General features: G+C 38.1%; 7 protein-coding genes. 2 read left to right on the top strand and 5 right to left on the bottom strand.

Going from position 1 to position 8,126, the window contains the following annotated elements:
* Positions 1 to 330: 330 nt before the first annotated feature.
* Positions 331 to 1,728 carry a class II fumarate hydratase gene (gene fumC / locus RM539_RS16820; protein WP_311504582.1) on the bottom strand — a complete coding sequence of 466 codons (1,398 nt, stop codon included), beginning with the start codon at positions 1,726 to 1,728 and terminating at the stop codon, positions 331 to 333.
* Between the two features lie 200 nt (positions 1,729 to 1,928).
* Here fumC and RM539_RS16825 point away from each other — a divergent pair, with 200 nt between their 5' ends.
* Positions 1,929 to 2,102: a hypothetical protein gene (locus RM539_RS16825; RefSeq protein ID WP_311504583.1), complete on the top strand. Its 174-nt coding sequence runs from the start codon at positions 1,929 to 1,931 to the stop codon at positions 2,100 to 2,102.
* A gap of 46 nt (positions 2,103 to 2,148) precedes the next feature.
* Here the strand turns inward: RM539_RS16825 and RM539_RS16830 are convergent, their stop codons facing one another.
* The 4 genes from RM539_RS16830 to prfB all read right to left on the bottom strand — a co-directional run bounded on the left by RM539_RS16830 (position 2,149) and on the right by prfB (position 6,706).
* Positions 2,149 to 4,683: a TonB-dependent receptor gene (locus RM539_RS16830; protein WP_311504584.1), complete on the bottom strand. Its 2,535-nt coding sequence runs from the start codon at positions 4,681 to 4,683 to the stop codon at positions 2,149 to 2,151.
* 119 nt (positions 4,684 to 4,802) lie between these two features.
* Positions 4,803 to 5,171 carry a hypothetical protein gene (locus RM539_RS16835; protein WP_311504585.1) on the bottom strand — a complete coding sequence of 123 codons (369 nt, stop codon included), beginning with the start codon at positions 5,169 to 5,171 and terminating at the stop codon, positions 4,803 to 4,805.
* 27 nt (positions 5,172 to 5,198) lie between these two features.
* Complete coding sequence (gene arsC / locus RM539_RS16840) at positions 5,199 to 5,540, bottom strand: arsenate reductase (glutaredoxin) (RefSeq protein WP_311504586.1); 342 nt, start codon at positions 5,538 to 5,540, stop codon at positions 5,199 to 5,201.
* 68 nt (positions 5,541 to 5,608) lie between these two features.
* Positions 5,609 to 6,706, bottom strand: coding sequence for a peptide chain release factor 2 (prfB, locus tag RM539_RS16845; RefSeq protein ID WP_311504587.1), 1,098 nt, complete (start codon positions 6,704 to 6,706; stop codon positions 5,609 to 5,611).
* A 347-nt stretch (positions 6,707 to 7,053) separates the two neighbouring features.
* Here prfB and RM539_RS16850 point away from each other — a divergent pair, with 347 nt between their 5' ends.
* Positions 7,054 to 8,082: a threonine aldolase family protein gene (locus RM539_RS16850; RefSeq protein WP_311504588.1), complete on the top strand. Its 1,029-nt coding sequence runs from the start codon at positions 7,054 to 7,056 to the stop codon at positions 8,080 to 8,082.
* Positions 8,083 to 8,126 lie beyond the last annotated feature (44 nt).

Consider the following 8,126-nt stretch of genomic DNA (forward strand, 5'->3'; position numbering starts at 1 on the left):
GGAAATGTATAGGTTTTTCTGCGGAAAATTTTTGCAAAAGAAAATTGGAAAATAAAAACTCTTGAAACCACCTGTTCCTGCAGTCTAGCCGTCCTGTATATTTTGCCGGTTTTGTTACGGCCTTTGAGTCAAAAACCTAAATTTCTATATTTCCCCTCACCCGAAAATGGGATAAGCAGTTTCAACCTCTCCTTAGATAGAGGTAAAGCGGAAATCCCAAAGGCCGAAGCTTCATATTTTTTAGATTAAATAAATAATTTTTGCTCATAAAAAAGAAAAGCCACTAATCTGTATTTAGGTTAGTGGCTTTTACATTTTATATAAAGAAGATTACTTCAGGTTTCCAATCATATCTTTAGGTTGTACCCATTCGTCAAATTCTTCGGCAGTAAGGTACCCCAGGTTTACTGCTTCTTCTCTTAAGGTGGTTCCGTTTTTATGTGCGGTATTAGCAATTTCAGCGGCTTTATAATAGCCTATTTTTGTATTTAGGGCAGTTACCAGCATCAGGGAATTATTAAGTAATTCCTGTATTCTTTCATGGTTAGGTTCTATTCCCCTTGCACAATGTTCTTCAAAAGACTGGCAGGCATCACCAAGCAATTCAGCACTTTGCAGAAGGTTAGCTGCCATAACCGGTTTAAAAACATTTAGTTCAAACTGGCCCTGCATACCGCCAACGCTCATACTAACATCGTTCCCGATTACCTGGGCACAAACCATTGTTAAAGCCTCGCATTGGGTGGGATTTACTTTTCCCGGCATGATGGAAGAACCCGGTTCATTAGCCGGGATAATGATCTCACCAATTCCGCTTCTTGGACCTGAAGCCAGCATCCTTATGTCATTTCCGATTTTATTAAGGGAAACAGCTAATTGTTTTAAAGCCCCGTGAGTTTCCACAAAAGCATCATGAGCGGCCAAAGCTTCAAATTTGTTTCCCGCAGAAACAAATGGAAGTTCAGTGAATTTGGCAATAAATTCGGCTACACGTTTAGAATAACCTTTGGGAGTATTTAATCCTGTTCCTACAGCTGTCCCGCCAAGGGCGAGTTCAGCTAAGTGAGGAAGTGTGTTTTCCAGAGCTTTAATACCATGGTCAAGTTGAGCAACATAACCACTGAATTCCTGCCCCAGGCTTAGGGGAGTGGCATCCATAAAGTGAGTGCGGCCGATTTTTACAACTTCTTTAAATTCTTCGGATTTTTTCTTTAAAGTTTCCCTTAACTTTTTGATTCCGGGTAAAGTTACTTTAGAAATTTTATGATATGCTGCAATATGCATTCCTGTAGGGAAAGTATCATTTGAAGATTGTGATTTATTCACGTCATCATTTGGTTGAAGAGTTTTATCTCCTTCCCCAATAGTTTTTCCGGCTAATTGTTGAGCCCGGTTGGCAATAACTTCATTTACATTCATATTGCTCTGGGTGCCGCTTCCGGTTTGCCAGATTACCAGCGGAAATTGATCGTCATGTTCTCCGGCAAGAATTTCATCACAAACCCTGGCAATTAAATCCCTTTTTTCTACCGGTAAAACTCCCAGTTCACAATTGGTATATGCTGCAGCTTTTTTAAGATAGGCAAAGCCATAAATTATTTCCAAAGGCATACTGGCCGCGGGACCTATTTTAAAGTTATTTCTGGAACGTTCTGTTTGGGCTCCCCATAGCTTATTTGAAGGAACTTTAACTTCCCCCATGGTGTCTTTCTCTACTCTGTAATCCATAATATTTAAAGTTATTTGCTTTACAAATTTACATTTTAGCCGCTTCTTTAGACCAAAAAACAGATTTAATTTGAAGTTAATTCAGCCTTTACTTTATTTTAGAAATGCTATAATAAAAGCCAGGGGAACCAAAAATTTAAATATTTCTTGCGAAAAGTTATTGAGACTTATATCTTTGACCATATTCTAAAAATAGAGTTATGTTCGAATTTGACCAGTATCTTGGATTTTTAGCTTTCCTTGTTATCCTTACAATAGGATTTTGGTTAATGTTCTTTTTAGCAGCTATTGTGCCTTACTGGATTGGTGGGTCTGTAGGTGAATTGATAAAAGAGAAAAGAGCAGCCAGGAAAAAGGCTAAAGAAGAAGCATAAAAAAAGGGACAAAATTTTGTCCCTTTTTTTAATTTCTGCTTCTAACTTAGAAGTCTCCTCCCATATCTCCATCTCCATTTTCTTCTTCCTCTCTTCGTTCCTGTTCTCTCTTTTGCTGGTTAAACCTGTATATAAAAGAGACGGTAACTTGTCTTTGTCTCCACTGGAAACGGCTCTCTCTGTTAAAAAACTCTGTAGTGGTATAAGATTCCCTTTTTCTTGAATTGAGTAAATCTCGTGCGTTAAGAGAAATTGTTGCATTCTCATTAAGTATTTCTTTACTTAAAGCAAGATCTATAGAAAGGATTCCTTCAGTTTCACCCTGAACTTCTTCAGAAGGTCCGCGATAAAAAGCATTTGTTTGCCAGTCTATCTGTGCAGGCAAGGTTACCTTGGAGCTGAAACGGGCAAACCAGCTCGTATTTTTAGCTCCGTAATTTTCTCCATTAAATTCTCCGTTTGTCTCAAACTGGAAAAAATTAAAACTTCCATTTAATCTCAACCAGTCAGCCGGATTGTATAGAAGCCCTAGTTCACCCCCGGTCCTGTCATTGGTGGAAAGGTTAATAGGTATAGTCCTGATTATATCCACACCTTCTGCCGTTTGCTCTCCGGTACTTTGCTGAACTCTTTCAAACGCATCTATCTCGTGCTGATAATAAACCGATGAAGTAAAGGTTAACTTTTCCCATCTTTTCAGGTAACCAAGATCAAAAGCGTGGGAAAATGCCGGATCCAGATTTGGATTCCCCTGAAAAACGTTTGTACGGCTGGAACGGGAAGGGAAAGGATTTATAAACCAACCGCGAGGCCGGTTGATCCTTCGATTATACCCCAGTGTTATGTTTTCTTCTTCTCCTAATTCATAGATAAGGTTAAGAGTAGGGAAGAGGCCAAGGTAATTTTTATCAAACTCGGTGTCTATAGGAAAACCAAATTCTTCCAAAAGCTCATTTTCAGTTAATTCTGAGTCTATATCTCCTTTTAACTGAGTGTTTTCCAAACGTAACCCAAGCAGGAATGAAAAGTCACCCAACTTAGTGCCGTATTGGGTATATAGAGCATTTACATTTTCACTGTAGTCAAAGATATTGGAAAGGTTTTCATTGAATAAAAAAACATTTGTGCCTTCTTCTTCCTGTTCAAGTTGATAATCGGTAACTTCATTTTCAAAATTTCCACGATAACCTGCTTCAAACTGTGAATCTTCACCAAATGGCAATACGTAATCTGCCTGGGCTAAATATTCCTTCTGTGTTTCCTGAGTTACAACGCGCTCCCGGGGGATAAACAAAGATTCGCCTGTCTCATCAAAATCTATATTTTCATCAAGAAAAGTGAATTGTGTTTCATTGTCATCTTCGTATTGCAAATCTGCGGTAAGCTGATGACCGTTATCATCAAACCTGTTTATGTAGTTCAGAGAGAACTGGTAACTTTCATCTTCTTCTTCCTGTCGTTCTGTTCTTGTGGTACCCTGCACGAGATCACTGTCTATAAAACGTTCAGTAATATTTGTAGTTAAATCTTCATCTTCTCCTGTCCTGAAAAAAATACTACCGGTAATAGAGGAATTTTCGGTAATATAATATTCCATTCCAACATTGGTATTAAAACCACGATTAAGGCGCTCCGTTTCACTATCTTCTATAAGACGGTCAAATCTTGGTTCTACAAGCTCGCCTTCCTCATTGGTATAGGTGAAATATTCAGTATTGTTGTAACTGTTTCCCGGTGCATCATAATAACGGTAACCGGTGGTAGTAAAGAGGTTAAAATTTTCTGTTCTGTAGTTAAGGTTTGCAGAAATTCCGGCAACGGCAGGAATCCCTCCATTAAGCGTAAGGGAACCATTTAAGCCAAGGGTTTTTTCTTTTCTAAGAATAATATTGAGAATACCCGCAGTACCTTCAGCACCATATCTTGCAGAAGGCGAGGTTATCACCTCAACCCGCTCGATGGCATCGGCAGGTAACTGGCTGAGCACATTGGTATCTCCAAATCCAGCCATAGCAGAGGGCTTTCCATTTATTAGTATTCTTACATTTTCATTTCCTCTAAGGCTTATTCCTCCCTCTACATCTACAGAAACCGAGGGAACATTATTTAGAGCATCGCTAACTGTACCTCCCTGGGTTGTAAGATCTTTTCCTATATTATAGATTTTTTTATCTAGCCTTACATCTACCTGTGTTGTTTCGGCCCGAACCACTACTTCATCTAGGCTGGAAGAACTCACTCCTAAAGGAATGGTTCCTAAATCTAGATCTGAATTAATGTTGCGGTTATTAAAATTTTTTGATTCGTAGGATATAAATTCTACTTTGATGTTGTAAGTGCCCTGCGATACTTCTATTGAAAAATTACCTTCGAGATCGGTAACCCCTCCGGTAACATCCTGTGGGTTATTTACATTGGTGACAGAAATGGTTGCATATTCCAGTGGTACCTCAAGGTCATCATCAATTACATTACCCGAGATGGTATATTCTGCATCCGAACTTTGAGCATTTACAGTAAAAATAAAACTAAAAAGAAGAATAAGAGTGCAACTTATCCTGCGAAAAATTTTGGTGGTCATTAGATAGATTTTCCCCTTTGACCAGCCAAAATCAAGATAGTTTAATCTAAAGAAGTTAAGATTCCGTTAAAGCCGATAAAAGACCAGAAGTTCTATCCAATGGTGCTTGAGAATCAGCACTAAAACTTTTGGGTTAATTGTCTATTTATGGCAGTATAATTTTCATACTGTTGTTGGTTGAGCAATTTTTTTAATGCAGTGTTTTCCGATTTCTGAACTGATTTCAATTTTATAATTTGGGATTCGTGGTTCAAAGGAGAATTGATAATCTCATTTTTTTTGATAGTATATTCAATAATGAGATTTTCAAGTTTATGTACCTGGTCTAGCGTAAGGTTAATTTTAGATTTCCAGGTATAAGCCAGCTCCTCTGCAATTTCTTTTATTTCCTGGCGCTCCTTTTTTTGTATGTATATACTGGTATAAACAAAACCCGCTACAAGCGCGCCTGCCAATCCTATAAGTCCTAATTTTTGTTCTAGTTTCATTCTCTCTTTTTTCTAAATTTACTGTTTTTACAGTACTTCTTCAATATCTGAAGTTGGTCTGCCAATTACCGCGTTCTGTTCATTTTCCACAACAGGGCGTTCTATTAATTTTGGATGTTTAGCCATTACTGCTATGAGTTCCCGATCACTCAAATCTTTATCCTTATAATTTTCTTTCCAGATTTTTTCATTTTTCCGCACCAGTTGAATGGGGGAAATATTCATCTTATTTATCAGGGCAGAAATCTCTTCTTCTGTTAAAGGTACTTTCAAATATTCTCTCACCCTGTAATCTTCTCCGGAATTTTTAACTAACTCCAATCCTTCACGTGATTTTTTGCATCGGGTATTGTGATAAATGGTAATCATTCTTTATTTCTTTTATTGCAATTAAAGTAAGCAATTAAATTCTAAATTAAAATATCTCAGTATTATTATCAATCATCATTCCGTTGTCCCATCATCATTAAATAAGCCTTTAGAAAATCATCTATTCCGCCATCCATAACATTATCTACGTTTCCTGTTTCTTCTCCTGTACGTACATCTTTAACAAGTTTATAAGGATGCATTACGTAATTTCTTATTTGAGAACCCCATTCAATTTTCATCTTTGAATCTTCAATTTCTCTTCGCTGTGCCTGTTGCTTCTGAAGCTCAATCTCATATAACTGACTCTTCAACAGCTGCATAGCCTTATTTTTATTCTCCAATTGAGAGCGGGTTTCAGAATTTTCAACTACAATTCCCGTAGGTGCATGGCGAAGCCTTACGGCAGTTTCCACTTTATTCACATTCTGGCCTCCGGCACCTGAAGAACGCATGGTTTCCCATGAAATTTCTGAAGGGTTTATATCAATTTCAATACTTTCATCGGCTAAGGGATAAACATAAACTGAAGCAAAGGAAGTGTGGCGTTTCGCGTTGCTGTCAAATGGGGAAATTCTCACCAATCGGTGTACGCCGTTTTCCCCTTTTAACCACCCAAAGGCAAACTCTCCTTCAATTTCAAGGGTAACGGTTTTAATACCAGCCACATCGCCGGACTGATAATTAAGTTCCTTAATTTTATAATCCTGTTTTTCGGCCCACATCAGGTACATGCGCATAAGCATCTGAGCCCAGTCACAACTTTCGGTTCCACCGGCACCCGCTGTAATTTGCAGCACAGCACTAAGGTCATCACCTTCTTCAGAAAGCATATTTCTAAATTCTATTCCTTCAATTAAATTAAGGATTTTATCATATTGCGCCTGTACATCTTCTTCTGAAGCTTCGTCTTCCTCATAAAATTCCAGTAACACCTGAAGCTCTTCAAGCAAATTTTTTGCCTGCGTATATTCCTGTACCCATTTTTTCTTTCCTCTTAAAACCCGCATAAATGCTTCAGCTTCCTTGGGATCATTCCAGAAATCAGGATCAAACGTCTTCTCCTCCTCATTCCGGATTTCAATTTGTTTCTGCTCAATATCCAGATGGGTATGAAGCGCAGATAGCCTTTCTTTAATATCTTTTACCTGATCGGTAGTAACCATTTATTCAATTTTACCCGAAATTATAATACTTTTTTAATTTATGGGAATCCTTAACAAGAATTTATCCCAGCATTGCTGTTGCTGCTGTACTTAAAAGCTTCTAAAAATGATCGCAGTCATTTTAATAAGCTACTATTCTGGATTAAAACATCAATCTACGGGCATTCATAAAAGAATGTTAGTGCCTTACCAAGTTTTACAGTCACTTTGGTATAGCATCTATTCTTTCAGATAAACTTATTTCTATAACTTTAAACCCGAAACTGGCATTTTTAATGAAGACGTTTCAGAAAAAAGAAAGAAAAAGGGAACTTATATGTTCTTACAGGAATGACAAAAAAAGTAAAATGAAAGAAATAGATTTAAGAAGTGATACCATTACAAGGCCAACAAAAGGAATGCTGCAGGCAATAATGAGTGCTGAAGTTGGTGACGATGTATATAAGGAAGATCCAACAGTTAATAAACTTGAAGAAAAACTCGCCACAATGTTTGGGAAAGATCAGGCACTGTTTTTTCCTACCGGCAGTATGGCCAATCAGGCAGCAATAAAATTGCACACCCAACCCGCCGACCAGTTGATTTGCGATAAATGGGCTCATGTGTTTAATTATGAAGGTGGTGGCGCGTCTTTTAATAGTGGCGTTTCCTGTAAATTGGTGGACGGCCATCGTGGAATGATCACCGCGGCACAGGTGGAGGAAAACATTAATCCGCCGGATTTTTATCATAGTCCGCTCTCCACTTTGGTTTGTCTTGAAAACACCACAAATAAAGGTGGAGGAGCCTGTTACAATTTTGAGGAATTTAAAAAGATCAGGAAAGTTTGTGATGAGCATAACATGGGGCTTCATCTGGACGGCGCACGATTGTTTAATGCTTTGGTTGCCAAAAATGAAGATCCTAAAGATTACGGGAAGATATTTGATACTATCTCTGTATGTCTTTCCAAAGGTCTGGGAACTCCTATAGGTACGGTACTTATTGGTGATAATGATATAATGAAAAACGCCATCAGGATAAGAAAAATACTTGGGGGCGGGATGCGGCAGATAGGTTTTATGGCAGCTGCGGGGGGTTATGCTCTTGATCATCAGGTGGAACGTTTGGCTGAAGATCATAAAAGGGCTGCTGAAATAGCTGAAATTCTGGACGCGCAATCATATATAGATGAAGTGGAACCTGTGGAAACCAATATCATCATTTTTTATCTGAAGAATGCTTCAGATGAGGCTGATTTCATGAAAAACCTACAACAGGAAAATATCAGGATTAGTAATATGGGGCAGGGAAAATTACGTATTGTAACACATCTGGATTATTCTGAAGAAATGCATCAGAAATTCCTTAAGGTTCTAAAAAACATGATGATTTAATCCATAATATTCAGACGGCTCGGCCTATTTTATTGGCCATTTTT

Source organism: Autumnicola musiva (assembly GCF_031846585.1).
Classification (GTDB): Bacteria; Bacteroidota; Bacteroidia; order Flavobacteriales; family Flavobacteriaceae; genus Autumnicola; species Autumnicola musiva.

Bases quoted from the DNA above. Each gene is read 5' to 3' on its own strand.
- fumC (WP_311504582.1), bottom strand. From the start codon at position 1,728: ATGGATTACAGAGTAGAGAAAGACACCATGGGGGAAGTTAAAGTTCCT.
- RM539_RS16825 (WP_311504583.1), top strand. From the start codon at position 1,929: ATGTTCGAATTTGACCAGTATCTTGGATTTTTAGCTTTCCTTGTTATC.
- RM539_RS16830 (WP_311504584.1), bottom strand. From the start codon at position 4,683: ATGACCACCAAAATTTTTCGCAGGATAAGTTGCACTCTTATTCTTCTT.
- RM539_RS16835 (WP_311504585.1), bottom strand. From the start codon at position 5,171: ATGAAACTAGAACAAAAATTAGGACTTATAGGATTGGCAGGCGCGCTT.
- arsC (WP_311504586.1), bottom strand. From the start codon at position 5,540: ATGATTACCATTTATCACAATACCCGATGCAAAAAATCACGTGAAGGA.
- prfB (WP_311504587.1), bottom strand. From the start codon at position 6,706: ATGGTTACTACCGATCAGGTAAAAGATATTAAAGAAAGGCTATCTGCG.
- RM539_RS16850 (WP_311504588.1), top strand. From the start codon at position 7,054: ATGAAAGAAATAGATTTAAGAAGTGATACCATTACAAGGCCAACAAAA.